The sequence below is a fragment of the Streptomyces sp. TLI_185 genome, assembly GCF_003814765.1.
GTDB lineage: Bacteria > Actinomycetota > Actinomycetes > Streptomycetales > Streptomycetaceae > Streptomyces.
Map to the genome: position 1 here is coordinate 3,521,046 of NZ_RKRB01000001.1, position 18,985 is coordinate 3,540,030.

An 18,985-nucleotide genomic window follows, 5' to 3' on the forward strand; every position below is an offset into this window, starting at 1 on the left:
GAATTCTACGGTGCCGGACTGACACCTCTGGGGCGGCTGGTCGCCCACGCGAGACGGCTGAACCAGGCAGATGACTAGGCGATCAGGCTCTCAAGAGCGACGTGCGGGTCCGCCAGGGCCTCCGTGTTCACCTGTGTCTTCGAGCGGATCAGTTTCTGGATGGGGTCTGTGACGTCCCACACGTTCACGTTCATCCCTGCCAGCACCCGGCCCTCCTTGATCCAGAAGGAGATGAACTGACGCTTGCCCGCGTCTCCTCGGATCACCACTTCGTCGTAGGAGCCCGCGGGCGCCCACCCGCTGTACTCCATCCCCAAGTCGTACTGGTCGGAGAAGAAATAGGGCACACGGTCGTAGGTGACGTCCCGGCCGAGCATCGCGCGCGCCGCAGCCGGGCCGCCGTTGAGGGCATTGGCCCAGTGTTCGACGCGGAGGTGGGTGCCGAAGAGGGCATGCGGGAAGGACGCCACATCGCCGGCCGCGTAGATGTCGGGGTCGGAGGTGCGCAGGTGCTCGTCGACCACGACGCCGGCGCCGTGTGCACGGTCGGCGATCTCCAGGCCGGCCGCTTCCGCGAGGCCGATGCGGGGGGCCGCGCCGATCGCCGCGAGGACGTCGTGCGCGGGGTGCTCCTCGCCGTCGTCGGTGCGGGCCGCGAGGACCATGCCGTCCTGGCCGACGATCTCCGTCAGCTGCGCGCCGAAGTGGAAGCGGACGCCGTGCTCGCGGTGCAGCTCGGCGAAGAGGTTGCCGAGCTCGGGGCCGAGGACCGCGTGCAGCGGGGTCTGGCCATGCTCGACGACGGTGACCTCGGCGCCGTACTCGCGGGCCGCCGCCGCGACCTCCAGACCGATCCAGCCGGCGCCGGCGATCACGATGTGCCCGTTGTCCCGGCCGAGGGCGGTCAGTACGTGCTTGAGCCGCTCGGCGTGCGCGAGGCGGCGCAGGTGGTGGACGCCGGCCAGGTCGGTCCCCGGGATGTCGAGGCGGCGCGGTTCCGCGCCCGTCGCCAGCAGGAGCTTGTCGTAACGGACAAGCGTGCCGTCCTCGCCGAAGCGGACCGTCTTCGCCTCGCGGTCGATGGCGTCGACGGTCTCGCCGAGGTGCAGCTCGATGTCGTTCTGCGCATACCAGGCCGGCTCGTGGACGAAGACGCTGTCGCGCTCCTCCTTGCCGAGCAGATAGCCCTTGGAGAGGGGAGGGCGCTCGTACGGGTGGTCGCGCTCGTCGCAGATCAGTATCACGCGGCCGGTGAAGCCCTCCGCTCGGAGCGTCTCGGCCGCTTTCGCGCCGGCGAGACCGCCTCCGACGATGACGAATGTCTGATCCGCGTCGACCACTTGATGCCTCCTACCAGGGGGTCTGGGGGGCTCCCCAGAAAACACTTACTCGGGTTTGCCTCGCGATGTCCGCGCCGGTCATCCCGGCAGACCTGCCCTTCTGCTGGGGGTCCGGGGGCCCGCGGCGAAGCCGCTCATGTCACAGCCTCCGGGAAAATGCAGCACCGCCACATGCGAGCGTCCCGCACGGAGCGTGATGGGGGAAGAGGGAGTGGCCCGATCAGGCCACGGAGGGTCACATTCGGGCTCGTTCGGCGCCCCCGGCGTCCCGTCAGTCTCACAGATGCCCCGTCAGACGCGCGTGAAGCGAACGGGCCGAGGCGTCGGTGAGGGAGGCGATCTGGTCGACGATCACCCGCTTGCGGGCGCGGTCGTCGCCTGCCTGGTCGAACAGGGCACGGAACTGGGGGTCCAGGCCGTCCGGGGCGCGGGCGGTGAGCGCCTCGGCGAGCTCGGCGACCACGATCCGCTGGTCGGCCCTCAGCAGCTCCTGCTCGGCGCGCTGCATGACGTATCGGTCGGCGACGGCCTTGAGGACCGCGCATTCCAGCCGCGTCTCGTGCGGTACGACGAGTTCGGCGTCGTAGCGGGTGAGGCGGCCGGTGCCGTACGCCGCGCGTGTGGCGGTCTCGGCAGCGAGGCAGAAGCGGCCGATGAGCTGGCTGGTGGCGTCCTTGAGGCGGGCCTGGGCGACCGCGGAGCCGTCGTAGCCGTGCGGCCACCACTCCTGGTCCTGGAGGCGGTCCAGGGCGGCGGCGAGTTCGGCCGGGTCGGTGCCGGCAGGGACGTAGCGTCCGACGGCGACCGCGAAGACCGCCTGGCGTTCGGGCTCCGCGTGCAGGCAGTTGGGGTCGATGTGGCCGGCGTGCAGGCCGTCCTCGACGTCGTGCACCGAGTACGCCACGTCGTCGGACCAGTCCATGACCTGGGCCTCGAAGGTGGTGCGGGTGCCCGGGGCGTCCTTGCGGACCCAGTCGAAGACGGGGCGGTCGTCCTCGTAGACGCCGAACTTGGGGGAGGCCGGGTCGGTGGGGTGGGCGCCTCGGGGCCAGGGGTATTTGGTCGCGGCGTCCAGGGCGGCCCGGGTGAGGTTGAGGCCCACGGAGCCCTCCGGGGTGAAGCGTTTGGGCTCGATGCGGGTGAGGAGTCTCAGGGACTGTGCGTTGCCCTCGAAGCCGCCGCAGTCCTCGGCGAATTCGTTCAGGGCCTGTTCGCCGTTGTGGCCGAACGGGGGGTGGCCGAGGTCGTGGGAGAGGCAGGCTGCTTCCACGAGGTCGGGGTCGCAGCCGAGGGCAGCGCCCAGTTCGCGGCCGACCTGGGCGCACTCCAGGGAGTGGGTGAGGCGGGTTCTGGGACTGGCGTCCCATACTTGGCTGCGGGTTCCTGGGGTGACGACCTGGGTTTTGCCTGCCAGGCGGCGGAGCGCTGAGCTGTGCAGGATGCGGGCGCGGTCGCGTTGGAAGGCTGTGCGGCCGGGGCGTTTGTCGGGTTCGGGGGCCCAGCGTTCTGTTGACTGCGCGTCGTACGACATGTCTCGACAGTAAGCGCAGGCAGTGACAATTGGGGTGTGCCTACTCGTCTGCCGGGTTCTGATGTCTTGCGGGTGCGGGTTCGTCGTGGCTTGTCGCGCCCACGCGGCGGAGCCGCACATCGATACAGCCCCGCGCCCCCTGAAGACCTGCAGTCGCCCTGCGGTCCTAAGCCGAAGCCAACGCCGGTTCCGTCGTGACCGGGGTCGCCAGTGCCTGGTCGTAGCGGTGAAGGATCAGTTGTGCCATCGCGGGGTGTGTACCCAGGGGGGCAGAGGCGATCCAAGGTGCCGCCTCTGCGGACTCCGTGGCGAAGCGGCCCGGGGCTGTGAAGTACGAAGCCACTGCGACCCGGTGTCGGCCGCTCGCCGTCAGGGCGCGGATGGCGTCCGGGACCGTGGGGGCGGCTGTGGTGGCGTAGGCGGGGACCACGGGGACGCCGAGGCGTTCCGCGAGCAGCTGGGCCGTGCGGTTGGTGTCGATCTTCGACTCCGGGTCGCGGGAGCCTGCCGCGGCGAGGACGACCGCGCTGGTACGGCGGGTGGCCTCGTCCATGCGGGTGTGCCAGCCGGCCTCGACGAGGCGGGCGTGCAGGGTCTCCACCAGGAGGGGGTGCGGGCCGAGGGCGCCGGCCACGCGCGCGCGTACCTGCGACTCGGCGGCCATCTCGGGGATGTCCCGCTTGATGTGGTAGCCGCGGCTGAGGAGGAGGGGGACGAGGACGGCCTCGCGGGTGCCGAGAGTGGCGAGGGTGTCGGGGAGCAGCGGGTCGTTCAGCTCGATGTGGCCCAGGTGGACCGGCAGGCCCGGGCGCTGCTCGCGGACGCGGTCCAGGAGCGTACGGACGGTGCTCAGGGCGCGCGGGTCGCGGCTGCCGTGCGCGACGACGACGAGCGCGGGAGGGCCGGGGCGCCGTCTGCCGTTCAGGGAGACGAGGCTGAGCTGGCTGGCGAGCTGGCTGCTGATCCGGTTCATGAGGTGCGCCGTACTGTCGAGGTGGGCGGTCAAGGACTCGTCGCGAGGAGGGTTCGACGGCGTCATGGACCGATGGTGGCGGCGGGACGTTGCCGCCCCATTGCACAGGAATGACGGGTGTTTTCCGGCGGTTCACGGTGGGGTGCAGGGGGTGTGTGAGGCCGCGTGACCTGCAGCTTCATCGCCCGAAGTGAAACTGGTCACGTATTGTCGGTGAACCGGGAGGCCCGACATCGCGTCCCTGAATGTCGAACAGCCGACCTGGGAGGGGACCGTCCGATGCGCCGACCCGAGCTGCGCAGACCGCGCCTGCCACGCACGCGTGCCGGGCAGCGGAGGCTGGTGCAGGCCGTGATGGCCGGGTGTGTGCTGGCGCTGCTGCCGGTGACCTGGTTGTACGTCACGACGGGCGACCGGCTGCGTACGACCGCCGACGCACCCCGCACCGAGGTCGCCGTCGTCTTTGGTGCAGGCCTGTGGAACGGCGAGCCCTCCCCGTACCTCGCGAACCGTCTGAAAACGGCCGCCGAGCTGTACCGCGAGGGCCGTGTCGAGGTCGTCCTCGTCACCGGCGACAACAGCCGCAAGGACTACGACGAGCCCGACGCCATGCGCACGTATCTGAAGAAGCACGGCGTCCCGGACGGGCGGGTCGTCAGCGACTACGCGGGCTTCGACACCTGGGACTCCTGCGTCCGCGCCAAGAAGATCTTCGGCGTCGACAGGGCCGTGCTCATCAGCCAGGGCTTCCACATCCGGCGGGCGGTCGCCCTGTGCGAGGCGGCGGGTGTCGACTCGTACGGCATCGGGGTCGACGCCAAGCATGACGTGACCTGGTACTACGGGGGTACCCGCGAGATCTTCGCGGCCGGCAAGGCGGCCCTGGATGCCGTGTTCCACCCGGACCCGCGGTTCCTCGGGCCGAAGGAGGAGGGGGTCGCGAAGGCGCTGGCCGACGCCCGGTGAAGGGCGCCTCACCGCCATCCCTGCCCGGCCGGGAGGTCGCCGTGCCGCCCGCGTAACAAGGAGCCGTCCCGCATGTAACACAGCCGAAGCACGCTGAGTGGCATGCAGATCTCCGCCACGCCCACGCACTGCCCGTACTGCGCCCTGCAGTGCGGGATGAACCTGACGCCCGCGCCGGACGGCACGGTCGAGGTGAGCGAGCGCGCGGACTTCCCGGTGAACCGGGGTGCGCTGTGCGGCAAGGGGCGTACGGCGCCCGCGGTGCTCTCGTCACGGGTGCGCCTGACCTCCCCGTTGGTGCGCTCCGAGGGCACTCTGGTGCCCGCCACCTGGGACGAGGCGCTGGACCGGATCGCCGAGGAACTGCGCCGGACGCGTACGGAACATGGCCCGGACGCGGTCGGCGTCTTCGGCGGCGGCGGCCTGACGAACGAGAAGGCGTACACGCTCGGCAAGTTCGCCCGGGTGGTGCTCGGCACTTCGCAGATCGACTACAACGGGCGGTTCTGCATGTCGTCGGCCGCGGCGGCCGGCACCAAGGCGTTCGGCCTGGACCGGGGGCTGCCGTTCCCGCTGGAGGACATCCCGAGGACGGGCTGCGTGATCCTGGTCGGGTCGAACCTCGCGGAGACCATGCCGCCGTCGCTGCGGTTCTTCAACGAGCTGAAGGAGAACGGCGGCACACTGATCGTCGTCGACCCGCGCCGCACGAAGACCGCCGAGCAGGCCGACCTGCATCTGGCACCGAGGCCCGGTACGGATCTCGCACTGGCGCTCGGTCTGCTGCACCTGGTGGTGGCCGAGGGGCGGGTCGACGAGGCGTACGTCCAGGAGCGCACGGCCGGCTGGGAGGACGCCCGGGCGGCGGCGATGGCGCACTGGCCGGAGTACGTGGAACGGATCACGGGGGTGTCCGTTCCCCAACTGCGCGAAACTGTGCGGCTGTTCTGCGAGCCGGAGAACGCGATGGTGCTGACCGCGCGTGGCCCCGAGCAGCAGTCCAAGGGCACCGACACGGTCGGCGCATGGATCAACCTGTGCCTGGCGACCGGCCGTGCGGGCCGCCCGCTGTCCGGGTACGGCTGTCTGACCGGGCAGGGCAACGGACAGGGCGGGCGCGAACACGGCCAGAAGGCCGACCAGTTGCCCGGCTACCGCAAGCTGGACGACCCGGCGGCGCGGCGGCATGTGGCCGAGGTCTGGGGCGTGGACCCGGACTCGCTTCCCGGGCCCGGGCGCAGTGCGTACGAGCTGCTGGACGCCCTGGGAGGGGACATCAAGTCCCTGCTGCTGATGGGGTCCAACCCGGTCGTCTCGGCGCCGCGTGCCGCGCACATCGAGGAACGCATCAAGTCGCTCGACTTCCTGGCCGTCTGCGATGTCGTGCTGTCGGAGACGGCGGCACTGGCGGACGTCGTGCTGCCCGTCACCCAGTGGGCGGAGGAGACCGGTACGACGACCAACCTGGAGGGCAGGGTGCTGCTGCGGAGGCGCGCGATCACTGCTCCCGACGGTGTCCGCAGCGACCTGGAGGTCATGCACGAACTGGCCGACCGGCTCGGCGTGGAGAAGGGCTTCCCGACGGACGCGGAGGAGGTCTTCGAGGAACTGCGGCGGGCCAGCGCGGGCGGGCCGGCCGACTACTCGGGGATCACCTACCGCAGGCTGGCGGAGGAGAACGGGGTGTTCTGGCCGTGCCCGGCGGACGTGGAGGACGGCGAGGACGCCTCCCTGGACGCACCCGGCGAGGACACCGCAGCCCAGGGCGTCTCCGCGGGCGCCCACCCCGGCACCCCCCGCCTGTTCCTCGACCGTTTCGCCACCCCGGACGGCCGGGCCCGCTTCGTCCCCGTCTCGCACCGGGCGTCCGCCGAGGAACCGGACGACGAGTACCCGGTGCTGCTGACCACCGGCCGGGTCGTCGCCCAGTACCAGTCCGGCGCCCAGACCCGCCGCGTGGACGAGCTGAACGCCGCGGCGCCGGGGCCGTTCGTGGAGCTGCACCCGCGGCTGGCGGCGCGGCTCGGGGCGGCGGAGGGCGACCCGGTGGCGGTTGTGTCCCGCCGGGGACGGGCCGTCGCACCGGCCCGCATCACCACCTCGATCCGCCCGGACACGGTCTTCATGCCCTTCCACTGGCCTGGCGAGGGCCGCGCCAACACCCTCACCAACCCTGCCCTCGACCCGACTTCACGGATGCCGGAGTTCAAGGCGTGTGCGGTGCGGCTGGAGATGCTCACCTGACCCGCCAGTCCCCGCTCTCGATCAGCTTCCCGCGGGCACGCAGGCGTGCGGCGACGGCAGGAGCCGCCACATACACCCAGGCGCGTACGGCCGTGTCCCCGCCGTCGCGGATGACCTCGCGCTCGACGCGCTCGTAGAGGTTGCGCGGATCGCCCGGGGCGTACTCCTCCAGCCGGTCGAGGCTGACGAGCAACTCCTCGTACTCCTCGGGCGGTGCGGTCACGAGCTCGCCGTACACCACCCCGCCGCGCTCCTCGACGGCGTAGGGATAGCCGGGCCCGTCGTACAGGACCGCGCCGTTCAGCCGCGCCGGCTCCTCAGCCCCTCTGCAACCGCGCAGGAACAGGTCGTGATTGACCTCGCCGCGGAGGAGGGTGCCGTAGACGAAAAACGGGAGTCTCACAAAAACGATTCTCTCTCCTCACACACCCCCTCCCATACCTCCCGGTACGCGCTATGGACCTCCTGTGTCAAGGCCCCTTAAATCTTCGTCAACACCTGCGCCGCCCCCACGCGTCTCTTGGCGCGCCCCCACGCGCCCGTTGGCGCCTTCTCGAGGAGATCGATGAGCCGGATACGTATCGACGTCCGAGGTTCCCGTCGTCTCGCCGCTCTCGGCGTGGCCGCCACCACCGCCAGCCTGCTGGCTGCGGCCCTCTCCCCCGCCGCCGTGGCCGACGAACAACCGACCAGGGCGGGCGCGATCGCGAACGCGGCATCGGCGCTCCTGGCGCACGCCGCGAGCCTCGGGCTCACCTCCGACGAGGGCACGAAGGTGCGGGACGTGATCGTCGACAACGACGGCACGCAGCATGTGCGCTACGACCGGACGTACCGTCAACTCCCGGTGCTCGGCGGAGACTTCGTGGTCCATCTGGCCTCGGACGGAACGTACCGCAGCGCGAACCGGGCGACGCGGAGCAAGATATCCCTCGCCTCGATCGTCCCCTCCATATCGGCCCCAAAGGCCGCCGACCTCGCGGCGAACGCCCTGCGCGCGGTCAATCTCGGCGAGACACTGAAGAAGCTGACCGCCAGGCCGGAGCTGGTCGTCGACGCCCTGCACGGAACGCCGAAACTGGCGTGGCGGACGAACGTCGCGGCCAAGGACTCCCTGGGCAACCCGGTCTCCCGCACCGTCCTCACGGACGCCAGGACCGGCTCGCAGATCGACGCATGGGACGACATCGAGACGGCGACGGGCGACGGCAAGTCGCTGTACAGCGGCACGGTCCCGCTGGAGACGACGCTGTCGGGATCGGCCTACCAGCTCAAGGACGCGACGCGCGGCGGCACGTACACGGGTGACGCGTCGAACCAGACGGACCTGTGCTTCCTGACCAGCATCTGCGTCAGCCGCGCCCCGTCGACCGTGTTCACGGACACGGACAACCACTGGGGGACGGGGACGGACGCCGACCGCGCCTCCGCCGCCGTGGACGCCCAGTACGGCACCAACATGACCTGGGACTTCTACAAGAAATCCTTCGGCCGCAACGGCATCGCGAACGACGGCAAGGGCTCGTACAACCGCGTCCACTACGGCAACAAGTACAACAACGCCTTCTGGGACGACAGTTGCTTCTGCATGACGTACGGCGACGGTGACGGCACGAACCTCGGCCCGCTGGTCGGCCTGGACGTGGCCGGCCACGAGATGACGCACGGCGTCACCTCCAAGACCGCGGCCCTGACGTACTCGGGCGAGTCCGGCGGCCTCAACGAGGCGACGTCCGACATCCTCGGCACGCTGGTGGAGTGGTACGCCAACAACCCGTCGGATCCCGGGGACTACCTGATCGGCGAGAAGATCGTCCGGCCGGGATTCGGCCAAGCCGCCCTGCGCTACATGGACAAGCCCTCCAAGGACGGCAAGTCGGCCGACTACTGGAGCTCGTCGGTGGGCAATCTCGACGTCCACTACTCCTCGGGCGTCGCCAACCACTTCGCCTACCTCCTGGCGGAGGGCAGCGGCGCGAAGACGATCAACGGCGTCAGCTACAACTCCCCGACGTCCAACGGGAAAACGGTGACGGGGATCGGGCGGGAGAAGCTGGGGCAGATCTGGTACCGGGCGCTGACGGTCTACATGACGTCCTCGACGAACTACGCCGGGGCGCGTACGGCGGCCTTGAACGCGGCGAAGGATCTGTACGGGGCGGGGAGTACGGAGTACAACGCGGTGGCGGCGGCCTGGAGTGCCGTCAACGTGAACTGATGGTGATGGTGTGCGCACGGGCGGCCGCCTCGGTCATCGGATCGGGGCGGCCGTACGGGCGGTAGGCGTGCCTGGGGCGGCCGGCCGCCCCAGGCACGCCTACCGCCCGTACGGCCGCTTCTCCCGTGCCTCCCGCAACCCCCTCCCCCACCACACCAGCTGATCCAGCATCACCTTCGCCGCCGCCTCCGGGCCCGACGGATCCTTGAGTCGTCCCTCGTCGAAGGACGCGCCCGCGTTGTGGAAGGACACCGTGTCGCGGAGTGTGACCGCGTGGAGTTCGGCGAAGACCTGGCGGAGGTGTTCGACCGCGCGCAGGCCGCCCGAGACGCCGCCGTAGGAGGCGAGGGCGACGGGCTTGGCCTGCCATTCGGTGAAGTGCCAGTCGATGAGGTTCTTGAGGCCGGCCGGGTAGGAGTGGTTGTACTCGGGGGTGAGGACGACGAAGGCGTCCGCGGCCGCGAGTTTCGGCGTGACCGAGGAGCGTGCCGCCATCGCCTCGGAGGTCGGGGCGAAGGTCGTGGGCAGGTCCGCGTCGGCCACGTCGACGACCTCGGGGAGCAGGTCGTCGCGGTCGCGCATACGGTCCAGGAGCCAGTCGGCGACGACAGGGCCGAAACGGCCGTGGCGGTTGCTGCCGACGACGAGGGTCACGGCGAGAGGGGCTTCTGCTTCGAGGGGCGCATCTGTGATCTGCATGCGCCCCAGCCTCGTACCTCAACCTTTCTTGAGGTCAAGCACAGCCTTCTTTGAGGTCGCGTGCGCGCCGCGATCACCGGGGTCACCCGTTCACACGCGCGCCCTGCGCCCATCGGGTGCTGTTCCGCCACGCCTCCGTCATACGCCGGTGACCTGCTGAAAGTCCGCCCGAGCGACCGCGCCGCGCAGGGATCTGACACCCATTCACCGCATTTCTGACAGACCTTCAGGAAGCGGGCTCGCGCAGCTGCCACTTACCTCGGAAGGGCAGGGGACACCGAAGAGAGCTCGGAGGAGCATCGATGCGACGTACCGCCCGTCTGCTGACCGGTACCGCCCTCGCCGTCGCAGCCGCGGGCTTCGTGGCCGCGCCCGCGTATGCCGATGACGACGACGGCGGCGGCCTGGAGGTGTTCCCCTCCCAGGCCGTCCCGGGCACCCAGATCACCGTGAACACCGCGGAGTGCGGCACGGAGGGTACGGCGACGGGCGACGCCGGAGCGGTGGGGGCCGGTGTCTTCACCCTGGCGCCGAGCGCGCACGACGGCGAGGCGGTGGGGCAGTTCCGGGTACCGCCGAGCGCGCAGCCGGGGACGTACGAGATCGTCGCGAAGTGCGCCGAGGGCGACCGCCAGGTCACGGGCGACCTGGTGGTGACCCTGACCGCGCCCCGCGGACAGGAGCCCCGCGGAAGTGTGAAGACGGGGGTCGGCGGCGCCCTGGGCCCCGATCCCGTGCAGACCGCGGCCGGCGTGGCGGCTCTCGCCGTTGCCGCCGCGGGCGGTACCTGGCTCCTGCATCGCCGGGCGAGAGGCGACGGGATCTGACGGGCACCCTCCGCTGTCCGTCCGCCGGTACCGCATGTCCCTCCCCCTCCGGGTCCGACGCCCCTCGCGGCTCGGAGGGGGCCGGGTACGACCGCTCGAGTCAGGTAGGAGGCTCGCGTGCGCAGAGTCAGCAACGGCGCGATAGGGACCGTCACCGTGGTCGCGCTGTGTTCCGGCGCGTGGCTGCTCGGTGGCGGCGCCGGGACGCATGCCCCGCCGCAGCCGTCCGCCGCGCAGGCGGCCCACACCGGCCACGGCGGCGAACCGCGCGGCGCGCCCGCGCTGCCGCCCTCCCCGCCGGACCGCATCCGCATCCCGTCGATCCATGTGGACGCCCCCCTCATGGGCCTCGCGCTCACCCCGTCCGGCAGCCTCGACGTGCCGCCCGCCGCGAAGAGGAACCTCGCGGGCTGGTACGAGGCAGGCACCACCCCCGGGGAGAAGGGGACCGCCGTCGTCGCGGGCCATGTCGACAACGCCGACGGTCCCGCCGTCTTCTACGACCTCGGCGCCCTGAAGAAGGGAAGCCGCATCGAGGTGGACCGGCGGGACGGCAGCACGGCGCTCTTCTCGGCGGACGCGGTCGAGGTGTACGACGCCGAGCACTTCCCCGACGAGAAGGTGTACGGCGCGGCGGACCGGCCCGAGCTGCGGGTGATCACTTGCGGCGGGGGGTATTCGCGGTCGACCGGCTATGAGGGGAACGTGGTCGTGTTCGCGCACCTCGTCGAAAGCCACTGAGAGGGGCGGGGCTGTATCGACGTCAGCGCTACAGGCCGCGGCGGCGCCCCAAACGGGCACAGCCCCAAACCTGCACAGCCACGGAGCGCTCAGTACGGCTGCCGGGTTCCGCCGATGACCGCCCCCGCGATGGTCCGCGCGCACTGCAACGACTCCATGTGCGTGGTGTCCACCTCCACGTCGTACTCCACACCCCGGTGGACCAGCTCCGCCTGCTGCTGCGCCATCCCGCGCACCCGGTCGCCCCGCGCGATCTCCCGGCCCGCGGCGACCGCGGCCTCGCAGCGCACGCCGACCCACAGGACGTCCAGGCCGACCAGGGTCTTCCGCCACCCCTCCTGCGATTCCCCGCCGCCGAGGAACACGTCGTCGACGATGACCGGGGCGCCCGCGCGCACGGTTGCCGCGACGCCCTCCCTCCAGGCGTCCTGCAGCTTCCGGAACTCCGGCCCCACGGTCACCCCGCCGTCCGGTGAGACGAGCGCGGCCTGCATCGACGCGGGCATCGACTCGACCAGCCCGTCGATCGCAAAGACCAGCCACGGCTCCGGCAGCACCGCCTGCAGACACCGCACGATCCCCGACTTGCCGGAGCTGGAGCCGCCGTTGAGCACGATCACCTGGGTCGCCATCGGGTCACCGTAGAGGAACCCGCCGAGCGGTCCCCAGTGGTTTTCAGGCGAGCCACTGCTCGTATGCAAGATTCGCCACCAGCCCGAACACCACCGTCAGCAGCACGACCCGCACGAACCCGCTGCCCTGTTTCAGTGCCGTCCGCGCGCCCAGCGTGCCGCCCGCCAGGTTGAACACGGCCATCAGAGCCGCCAGTTGCCACAGCACCGTGCCCTGCCAGGCGAACGTCGCGAGGGCGCCCGCGTTGGTGCAGCAGTTGACGATCTTCGCGGTGGCGGAGGCGGTCACCAGGTCGAGGTGGAGGACGGCGGTGAGGGCGAGGACGAGAAACGTGCCGGTGCCGGGGCCGATGAGGCCGTCGTAGAAGCCGATGCCGAGGCCCGCGAGGCCGATCGCGGCGAGGATCTGGCGGTGGGTGGCGGGGCCGGTTGCGGGGGCCGTGCCGAAGGCGGGGCGCAGGATGACGAAGGCGGCGACCGCGAGAAGGACGACCATGATCAGCGGCTTGAGTACGTCCGTGCTCATGCCGGCCGCGAAGAAGGCACCGGCGGAGGAGCCGGCGAGGGCCGCAAGACCGACGCGTACGGCCAGGCGGACATCCACGGGGGCCTTACGGGCGTAGGTCACGGCCGCGCCCGACGTGCCGACGATGGCGACCGCCTTGTTGGTGCCGAGGGCACAGGCGGCCGGGGTGCTCGCCGGCAGGCCCAGCAGGAGCACCGGGAGGAGAAGCAGCCCGCCGCCGCCGACCACCGCGTCGATCCAGCCGGCCGCCAGGGCGGCGAGGCACAGCACGGCGAGCATGGTCAGCGATATGTCGAGCATGATCGCGACCCTATGGACCGGATACATGCGCCGTCCACGTAATTCCGGGGGTGCGATGCCCCCCGCACGCCCCTCTCCCGCCCCCACCTCACACCACACCCCCCACGTGCACTCCGAACCCTCACACCCTCGGCGGGCCGCTGCTGAGGGCAGCGTTCCCCGCGGGAAACAGATGTGATGCTGCCGGGTAACACCGGCATCGCACGCTCCTAGGCATGACCTCGAATACGCGTGTGGTGGTGATCGGCGCCGGCCTCGCGGGCGTCCGTCTCGCCCGGCGGCTCGGTGAGCTCGGCACGCCCGTGACACTGATCGGCGAGGAGGAGCACCGCCCGTACAACAGGGTGCTTCTCGCCGAAGTGCTGGCCGGACGGTACAGCCCCGAGGTGATCGCGCTGCCCGCGCCCGCGGAGCTGACCCGCGCCCGGGTCACCGGCATCGACCGCGCCGAGCGGACCGTCGAGTGCGCGGACGGCTCGAAGATCGCATACGACACGCTGGTCCTGGCCACCGGCTCGAACCCGGTGCTCCCGCCCCTGCGCGGCCTGTTCAGGGACGCATACCTCGCCTCTGCCCACCGGGCTGAGCAGCCGACCCGGTCTTCCGGCCGGGGGTCCGGGGGTCGTCCCCCGGGAAGCCACAGAACCCCGGACCACGTGCTGCCCGAGGGCGTGCACGCGTTCCGGACCATGGACGACTGCCTGGGGCTGTCGAAGGCCGTACGGCCGGGCGTGAAGGCGGTCGTCATCGGCGGCGGGCTCCTCGGGGTCTCCGCGGCCCGCGCGCTCGCCCGGCGCGGCGCGCAGGTAGTCCTCGCCCAGCAGGGCGAGCGGCTCATGGAGCGCCAGCTCGACCCGAGCGCCTCGAAGCTCGTACACCGGCACCTGAAGGACCTCGGCGTCGAGATCCACACGGAGTGCCGGGTGCGCGACGTGCGCTGCGTGGGCGGTGCGGTCCGCTCGGTGGAGATGCACGACGGGTACGCCCTCGACGCGGACCTGGTGGTGCTGGCCTGCGGGGTGCACCCGCGCGTCGGCCTCGCCCAGATCGCCGGTCTCGACGTGCGCAAGGGGATCGTCGTCGACGACGAGCTCCGCACCTCCGACCCGCACATCCGGGCCATCGGCGACTGCGTCCAGCACGACGGCGAGGTCTACGGGCTCGCCACCCCGGCGCTCGAACAGGCGGAAGTCCTGGCCGAGTTGCTGTCCGGCCGCACGAGCGCCCGCTACACCGGCACCCGTGCGCTGACCCGGCTCACGCTCGCCGGGCACGACTCCCCCTTCGACCTCGCCGCGTTCGGTGAGACGGAGGCCCGGCCCGGCGACGACGTCGTCCAGCTGGCCGACGCCACCCGTGGCACCTACCGCAAGGTCGTCGTCCGCGACGACCGCCTGGTCGGCGGGGTCCTCGTCGGCGAACTGGGCACCGTCGGCGCACTCGCCCGCGCCTGGGAGGGGGCAGAGCCGCTCCCCGCCGACGGTGCCCCTCTGCTCCACCTGCTCACCAACGATGGAGGCTCCTGATGTCCACCGGCACCCCCACGATCGTGCTCGTCGGCCACGGCATGGTCGGCCAGCGCTTCCTCGAAGCGCTCGCCGAGCGCGGCCTGACCGCCACGCACCGCGTGGTCGTGCTGTGCGAGGAGCCGCGTCCCGCGTACGATCGCGTAGCGCTCACCTCGTACTTCTCGGGCAAGACGCCCGAGGAGCTCTCCATGACCGACATGGAGTTCATCAACGACCACGGCATCGAGCTGTACGTCGGCGACCCGGCGGAGACCGTCGACCGCGAGGCGAAGAAGGTCACGGCGAAGTCCGGCAAGGTCTTCGAGTACGACACCCTCGTCCTGGCCACCGGTTCCTTCCCCTTCGTGCCGCCGGTCCCGAACAAGGACGCCGAGGGCTGCTTCGTCTACCGCACGATCGAGGACCTCCTCGCGATCGAGGAGTACGCGAAGACGAAGGCGACGACCGGTGCGGTGGTCGGCGGCGGTCTGCTCGGACTTGAGGCCGCGGGCGCGCTGAAGGGCCTCGGGCTCACCTCCCACATCGTGGAGTTCGCGCCGCGTCTGATGCCCGTCCAGGTCGACGAGGGCGGCGGCGCGGCCCTCCTGCGCACCATCGAGGAGATGGGCCTGACCGTCCACACGGGCGTCGGCACCCAGGAGATCGTCGTCGGCGAGGACGGTGCCGTCACCGGCATGAAGCTCTCCGACGGCTCCGAACTCGCCACCGACCTGGTGGTGTTCAGCGCCGGTGTCCGCCCCCGCGACCAGCTGGCCCGCGACTGCGGCCTCACGGTCGGCGAGCGCGGCGGCATCACCGTCGACGAGCAGTGCCGTACCGTCTCCGACCCCCACGTCTTCGCGATCGGCGAGTGCGCGCTGGCCTCCGACGGCCGGGTGTACGGCCTGGTCGCCCCCGGTTACGAGCAGGCCGAGACGGCCGCCGCGACGATCGCCCAGGACGAGGCGGAGTTCACCGGCGCCGACCTCTCCACCAAGCTGAAGCTGCTCGGCGTGGACGTGGCGTCCTTCGGCGACGCGCACGGCGCCACCGAGGACTGTCTCGACGTCGTCTACTCCGACTCCCGCGCGGGCCTGTACAAGAAGCTGGTCATCGGCCGCGACGGCACGCTGCTCGGCGGCATCCTGGTCGGCGACGCGGAGGCGTACGGCACGCTGAAGGCCTTCACCGGCTCCGTCCCGCCGGTCTCGCCCGAGTCGCTGGTGCTGCCCGCCGGCGCCGGGGAGTCGGTCCAGCTCGGCCCGACCGCGCTGCCGGACGACGCGATCATCTGCTCCTGCAACAACGTCCGCAAGGGCACGATCCGCGGCGCCGTCACCGAGCACAACTGCACCACCGTGCCCGAGGTGAAGAAGTGCACCAAGGCCGGTACGACCTGCGGCAGTTGCGTCAAGGTGCTGGGCCAGCTGGTCACGGCCGAGCTGGAGGCGTCCGGCGTCGAGGTCGACAAGGGCCTGTGCGGCTGCTTCTCGCAGACCCGCGAGGAGCTCTACGAGATCGTCCTCGCCCTGCGCATCAACACCTACCAGGACCTGCTGGACCGCTACGGCCGCGACGGGGCCAAGGGCGGCGACGGCTGCGAGATCTGCAAGCCGGCGGTCGCCTCGATCATCGCCTCCCTCGCCCCGACGATCGGCGCGAGCGGCTACGTCCTGGACGGCGAGCAGGCCTCCCTGCAGGACAGCAACGACCACTTCCTCGCCAACCTGCAGAAGAACGGCTCGTACTCGGTCGTCCCGCGGATCCCCGGCGGTGAGATCACCCCCGAGGGCCTCATCGTGATCGGCGAGATCGCCCGCGACTTCGGCCTCTACACGAAGATCACCGGTGGCCAGCGGATCGACATGTTCGGCGCGCGCGTCGAGCAACTCCCGCTGATCTGGGCCCGGTTGGTGGACGCGGGCTTCGAGTCCGGCCACGCCTACGGAAAGGCCCTGCGCACCGTCAAGTCCTGCGTGGGCCAGACCTGGTGCCGCTACGGCGTCCAGGACTCCGTCCGCATGGCGATCGACCTGGAGCTGCGCTACCGGGGCCTGAGGTCGCCGCACAAGCTCAAGTCGGCGGTCTCCGGGTGCGCCCGCGAGTGCGCCGAGGCCCAGTCGAAGGACTTCGGCGTGATCGCCACCGCGGGCGGCTGGAACCTGTACGTCGGCGGCAACGGCGGCGCCACCCCGCGCCACGCGGACCTGCTCGCGCAGGACCTTTCCGACGCCGAACTGGTCCGCCTGATCGACCGGTTCCTGATGTTCTACATCCGCACCGCCGACCGCCTGGAGCGCACCTCGACCTGGCTGGAGCGCATCCCCGGCGGCCTGGACCACGTACGCGAGGTGGTGGTGGAGGACTCCCTCGGCATCTGCGAGGAGCTGGAGTCCCTGATGGCGGACCACGTGGCGAACTACGCCGACGAGTGGGCGACCACCATCAACAACCCGGAGAAGCTCGCCCGGTTCGTGTCCTTCGTGAACGCGCCCGACACCCCCGACCCGGTCGTCGGCTTCGTCCCGGAACGCGACCAGATCAAGCCCGACCTGCCGTTGCTGTCCATCGGCATGCGCCCCTCTGAAGACCTCCTGGAAGGAAGCGCCCAGCGATGACCCTGGCACCCGAGACCACCGACCTGAAGGTCGAACTGCAGCTGGGGAACGACTGGTTCGCGGTCTGCGAACTGAACCAGTTGGTCCCCGGCCGCGGAGTGGCCGCGCTCCTGCCCGACGGCCGCCAGGCCGCCCTGTTCCGCGACCGCAACGGCGAGCTGTACGCCGTCGACAACCGTGACCCCTTCGGCGGCGCGGCGGTCCTCTCCCGCGGCCTGACCGGTACCCACCAGGGCCGCCCGTTCGTCGCCTCGCCCCTGCTGAAGCAGCGGTTCGACCTGCTGTCGGGGCAGTGCCTGGACGACGAGTCGGTGCGGATCGCGACCTACGAGGTGCGGGCGGCGTAGGCTCCCGCCCGGGATTTCTTGACCGACCGTTCTCGTTGGATCTAGGCTGCACCACGTGGCCAGGACCAAGGAGTTCGATCCCGACGCCGCGCTGCAGTCGGCCCTGGAGCTGTTCTGGCGGCGCGGCTACGAGGCGACGTCGATGTCCGAGCTGGTGGACCACCTGGGCATCGGCCGCGCCAGCATCTACGCGACCTTCGGCAGCAAGCACGAGCTGTATCTGAAAGCGCTGGAGCGCTATGACCGGGCCGGGCTCCCGCCGATCGTGCGGGAGCTGTCCCAGCCGGGACCGGCCCTGCCCGCCGTACGAGCACTCGTACGGCGCTACGCCACCGAGGCGGCCGACGAGCAACTGCGCCTGAACGGCTGCCTGGTCACCAACACGGCGAGCGAACTCGCCCCGCACGACCCGGCGGCCGCCCGGCGCGTGGAGCGCAACTGGGACCATCTCGAAACCGTGCTGCACTCGGCCCTGGTCCGCGCGCAGGCCCAGGGCGAACTGCCCGCCGGCCGCGATCCGCTCACCCTCGCCCGCATGCTGCTGGTGCTGCTGCAGGGCCTGCGGGTGGTCGGCAAGGCGTCCGCCGACCCGGCCAGGGTCCGGGACGCGGCGGAGCAGGCGCTGGCCCTGCTCGACTGAGACTCCGGGAACGCCCCTCCCTCCGAGGGGCGTTTTCCACGCCCACATACTGAACCGATCGGTCAAGAACAGGGGAGATCATGACCACCACCACTCACACCACCGGCAGCCGCTTCTCGGACCGGACCGCCCTGGTCACGGGCGCGGGCTCCGGCATAGGACGGGCGATCGCGCTCGCGTTCGCGGCGGAGGGTGCCCGGGTCGTCGTGGCAGGACGCCGAAGGGAACCGCTCGACGAGACGGTCCGCCTGATCGAGGACCGGGGCGGCAAGGCACTGGCGGTCACCGCCGACGTGTCCGCAGCCGCCGACAACCAGGCGCTGGTGGAGGCGGCCGTCGAAGCCTTCGGCTCGCTCGACGTGGCGGTCAACAACGCGGGCGTGCTCCGGGGCGGCGGCCCGCTGGCCGAACTGCCGGAGGCCGACTGGCACACCCAGCTCGACATCAACGTCACCGGCACGTTCCTGGCCCTCAGGGCCCAGATCCGCCAGATGCGCAGCCAGCCGTCCGGCGGCGCGATCGTGAACGTCGCCTCCAACCTCGGTGCGCACACCCGCATCCCGGGGGCCGCCGCGTACGCCGCCTCCAAGGCCGCCGTCGCCGCGCTCAGCAGGGGCGCCGCCCTGGACCACATCCGTGACGGCGTCCGCATCAACGTGGTCAGCCCCGGCGCGACCGACACACCCATGTCACTGCGCCCCGGCGAGACGGAGGCGGACCGCGCCGAACGGGTGCGGGCCGCCCTCCCCCTCGGCCGCCTCTCGGCGACTGGGGAGGTGGCCGCCGCCGTCCTGTACCTGGCCTCGGACGACGCGGCCTCGGTGGTGGGCACGGACCTGGTGGTGGACAGCGGGGCGACGGCCTGATCCGGGGGA

The 18,985-nt window shown here is 71.2% G+C and carries 17 protein-coding genes; 10 read left to right on the top strand and 7 right to left on the bottom strand.

Annotated features, from left to right (window positions below):
• Nucleotides 1-74: 74 nt before the first annotated feature.
• The 3 genes from EDD92_RS16075 to EDD92_RS16085 form a co-directional block, all read right to left on the bottom strand.
• Nucleotides 75-1,340 (bottom strand): NAD(P)/FAD-dependent oxidoreductase, encoded by a 1,266-nt coding sequence (locus EDD92_RS16075; RefSeq protein WP_123964953.1) that lies wholly within the window; start codon nt 1,338-1,340, stop codon nt 75-77.
• Between the two features lie 277 nt (nt 1,341-1,617).
• On the bottom strand, nt 1,618-2,871 hold the full coding sequence (locus EDD92_RS16080; protein WP_123964954.1) for a deoxyguanosinetriphosphate triphosphohydrolase: 1,254 nt from the start codon (nt 2,869-2,871) through the stop codon (nt 1,618-1,620).
• Between the two features lie 166 nt (nt 2,872-3,037).
• Entirely contained in the window at nt 3,038-3,910 is an 873-nt protein-coding gene (locus EDD92_RS16085) for a sirohydrochlorin chelatase (protein WP_123964955.1), read from the bottom strand.
• Between the two features lie 213 nt (nt 3,911-4,123).
• Here EDD92_RS16085 and EDD92_RS16090 point away from each other — a divergent pair, with 213 nt between their 5' ends.
• Entirely contained in the window at nt 4,124-4,810 is a 687-nt protein-coding gene (locus tag EDD92_RS16090) for a vancomycin high temperature exclusion protein (protein ID WP_123964956.1), read from the top strand.
• A 102-nt stretch (nt 4,811-4,912) separates the two neighbouring features.
• Nucleotides 4,913-7,054, top strand: a complete 2,142-nt coding sequence (locus tag EDD92_RS16095; protein WP_123964957.1) for a molybdopterin oxidoreductase family protein — start codon at nt 4,913-4,915, stop codon at nt 7,052-7,054.
• On the opposite strand, the gene EDD92_RS16100 is transcribed toward EDD92_RS16095, so the two are convergent.
• Nucleotides 7,047-7,457: a gamma-glutamylcyclotransferase family protein gene (locus tag EDD92_RS16100; RefSeq protein ID WP_123964958.1), complete on the bottom strand. Its 411-nt coding sequence runs from the start codon at nt 7,455-7,457 to the stop codon at nt 7,047-7,049. The genes EDD92_RS16095 and EDD92_RS16100 overlap by 8 nt on opposite strands.
• Before the next feature lie 162 nt (nt 7,458-7,619).
• Between EDD92_RS16100 and EDD92_RS16105 the strand changes: the two genes are divergently transcribed.
• Nucleotides 7,620-9,272: a M4 family metallopeptidase gene (locus EDD92_RS16105; RefSeq protein WP_123964959.1), complete on the top strand. Its 1,653-nt coding sequence runs from the start codon at nt 7,620-7,622 to the stop codon at nt 9,270-9,272.
• A gap of 99 nt (nt 9,273-9,371) precedes the next feature.
• Here the strand turns inward: EDD92_RS16105 and EDD92_RS16110 are convergent, their stop codons facing one another.
• Entirely contained in the window at nt 9,372-9,971 is a 600-nt protein-coding gene (locus tag EDD92_RS16110) for an NADPH-dependent FMN reductase (protein WP_123964960.1), read from the bottom strand.
• Between the two features lie 302 nt (nt 9,972-10,273).
• On the opposite strand from EDD92_RS16110, the gene EDD92_RS16115 reads away from it, so the two are divergent.
• Both EDD92_RS16115 and EDD92_RS16120 read left to right on the top strand, forming a co-directional pair.
• Nucleotides 10,274-10,798: a hypothetical protein gene (locus EDD92_RS16115; RefSeq protein ID WP_123964961.1), complete on the top strand. Its 525-nt coding sequence runs from the start codon at nt 10,274-10,276 to the stop codon at nt 10,796-10,798.
• A gap of 117 nt (nt 10,799-10,915) precedes the next feature.
• Nucleotides 10,916-11,539 carry a class F sortase gene (locus tag EDD92_RS16120; protein ID WP_123964962.1) on the top strand — a complete coding sequence of 208 codons (624 nt, stop codon included), beginning with the start codon at nt 10,916-10,918 and terminating at the stop codon, nt 11,537-11,539.
• An 89-nt stretch (nt 11,540-11,628) separates the two neighbouring features.
• On the opposite strand, the gene cpt is transcribed toward EDD92_RS16120, so the two are convergent.
• Both cpt and EDD92_RS16130 read right to left on the bottom strand, forming a co-directional pair.
• The gene (gene cpt, locus EDD92_RS16125) at nt 11,629-12,171 is read right to left on the bottom strand and encodes a chloramphenicol phosphotransferase CPT (protein ID WP_123964963.1); all 543 of its coding nucleotides are present in this window, start codon (nt 12,169-12,171) and stop codon (nt 11,629-11,631) included.
• A 43-nt stretch (nt 12,172-12,214) separates the two neighbouring features.
• Nucleotides 12,215-12,997: a sulfite exporter TauE/SafE family protein gene (locus EDD92_RS16130; RefSeq protein WP_123964964.1), complete on the bottom strand. Its 783-nt coding sequence runs from the start codon at nt 12,995-12,997 to the stop codon at nt 12,215-12,217.
• 215 nt (nt 12,998-13,212) lie between these two features.
• Here EDD92_RS16130 and EDD92_RS16135 point away from each other — a divergent pair, with 215 nt between their 5' ends.
• The 5 genes from EDD92_RS16135 to EDD92_RS16155 all read left to right on the top strand — a co-directional run bounded on the left by EDD92_RS16135 (nt 13,213) and on the right by EDD92_RS16155 (nt 18,976).
• Nucleotides 13,213-14,523 (top strand): NAD(P)/FAD-dependent oxidoreductase, encoded by a 1,311-nt coding sequence (locus EDD92_RS16135; protein WP_123964965.1) that lies wholly within the window; start codon nt 13,213-13,215, stop codon nt 14,521-14,523.
• Entirely contained in the window at nt 14,523-17,123 is a 2,601-nt protein-coding gene (gene nirB, locus EDD92_RS16140) for a nitrite reductase large subunit NirB (RefSeq protein ID WP_123964966.1), read from the top strand. The genes EDD92_RS16135 and nirB overlap by 1 nt, the downstream gene beginning before the upstream one ends.
• Nucleotides 17,120-17,470, top strand: a complete 351-nt coding sequence (nirD, locus tag EDD92_RS16145) for a nitrite reductase small subunit NirD (protein WP_123964967.1) — start codon at nt 17,120-17,122, stop codon at nt 17,468-17,470. The genes nirB and nirD overlap by 4 nt, the downstream gene beginning before the upstream one ends.
• A gap of 55 nt (nt 17,471-17,525) precedes the next feature.
• Nucleotides 17,526-18,110 (top strand): TetR/AcrR family transcriptional regulator, encoded by a 585-nt coding sequence (locus tag EDD92_RS16150; protein WP_123964968.1) that lies wholly within the window; start codon nt 17,526-17,528, stop codon nt 18,108-18,110.
• Between the two features lie 80 nt (nt 18,111-18,190).
• The gene (locus EDD92_RS16155; protein ID WP_123964969.1) at nt 18,191-18,976 is read left to right on the top strand and encodes an SDR family NAD(P)-dependent oxidoreductase; all 786 of its coding nucleotides are present in this window, start codon (nt 18,191-18,193) and stop codon (nt 18,974-18,976) included.
• Nucleotides 18,977-18,985: the final 9 nt, after the last annotated feature.

Bases quoted from the DNA above. Each gene is read 5' to 3' on its own strand.
- EDD92_RS16080 (WP_123964954.1), bottom strand. From the start codon at position 2,871: ATGTCGTACGACGCGCAGTCAACAGAACGCTGGGCCCCCGAACCCGAC.
- EDD92_RS16085 (WP_123964955.1), bottom strand. From the start codon at position 3,910: ATGACGCCGTCGAACCCTCCTCGCGACGAGTCCTTGACCGCCCACCTC.
- EDD92_RS16090 (WP_123964956.1), top strand. From the start codon at position 4,124: ATGCGCCGACCCGAGCTGCGCAGACCGCGCCTGCCACGCACGCGTGCC.
- EDD92_RS16095 (WP_123964957.1), top strand. From the start codon at position 4,913: ATGCAGATCTCCGCCACGCCCACGCACTGCCCGTACTGCGCCCTGCAG.
- EDD92_RS16105 (WP_123964959.1), top strand. From the start codon at position 7,620: ATGAGCCGGATACGTATCGACGTCCGAGGTTCCCGTCGTCTCGCCGCT.
- EDD92_RS16110 (WP_123964960.1), bottom strand. From the start codon at position 9,971: ATGCAGATCACAGATGCGCCCCTCGAAGCAGAAGCCCCTCTCGCCGTG.
- EDD92_RS16115 (WP_123964961.1), top strand. From the start codon at position 10,274: ATGCGACGTACCGCCCGTCTGCTGACCGGTACCGCCCTCGCCGTCGCA.
- cpt (WP_123964963.1), bottom strand. From the start codon at position 12,171: ATGGCGACCCAGGTGATCGTGCTCAACGGCGGCTCCAGCTCCGGCAAG.
- EDD92_RS16130 (WP_123964964.1), bottom strand. From the start codon at position 12,997: ATGCTCGACATATCGCTGACCATGCTCGCCGTGCTGTGCCTCGCCGCC.
- EDD92_RS16135 (WP_123964965.1), top strand. From the start codon at position 13,213: ATGACCTCGAATACGCGTGTGGTGGTGATCGGCGCCGGCCTCGCGGGC.
- nirB (WP_123964966.1), top strand. From the start codon at position 14,523: ATGTCCACCGGCACCCCCACGATCGTGCTCGTCGGCCACGGCATGGTC.
- nirD (WP_123964967.1), top strand. From the start codon at position 17,120: ATGACCCTGGCACCCGAGACCACCGACCTGAAGGTCGAACTGCAGCTG.
- EDD92_RS16155 (WP_123964969.1), top strand. From the start codon at position 18,191: ATGACCACCACCACTCACACCACCGGCAGCCGCTTCTCGGACCGGACC.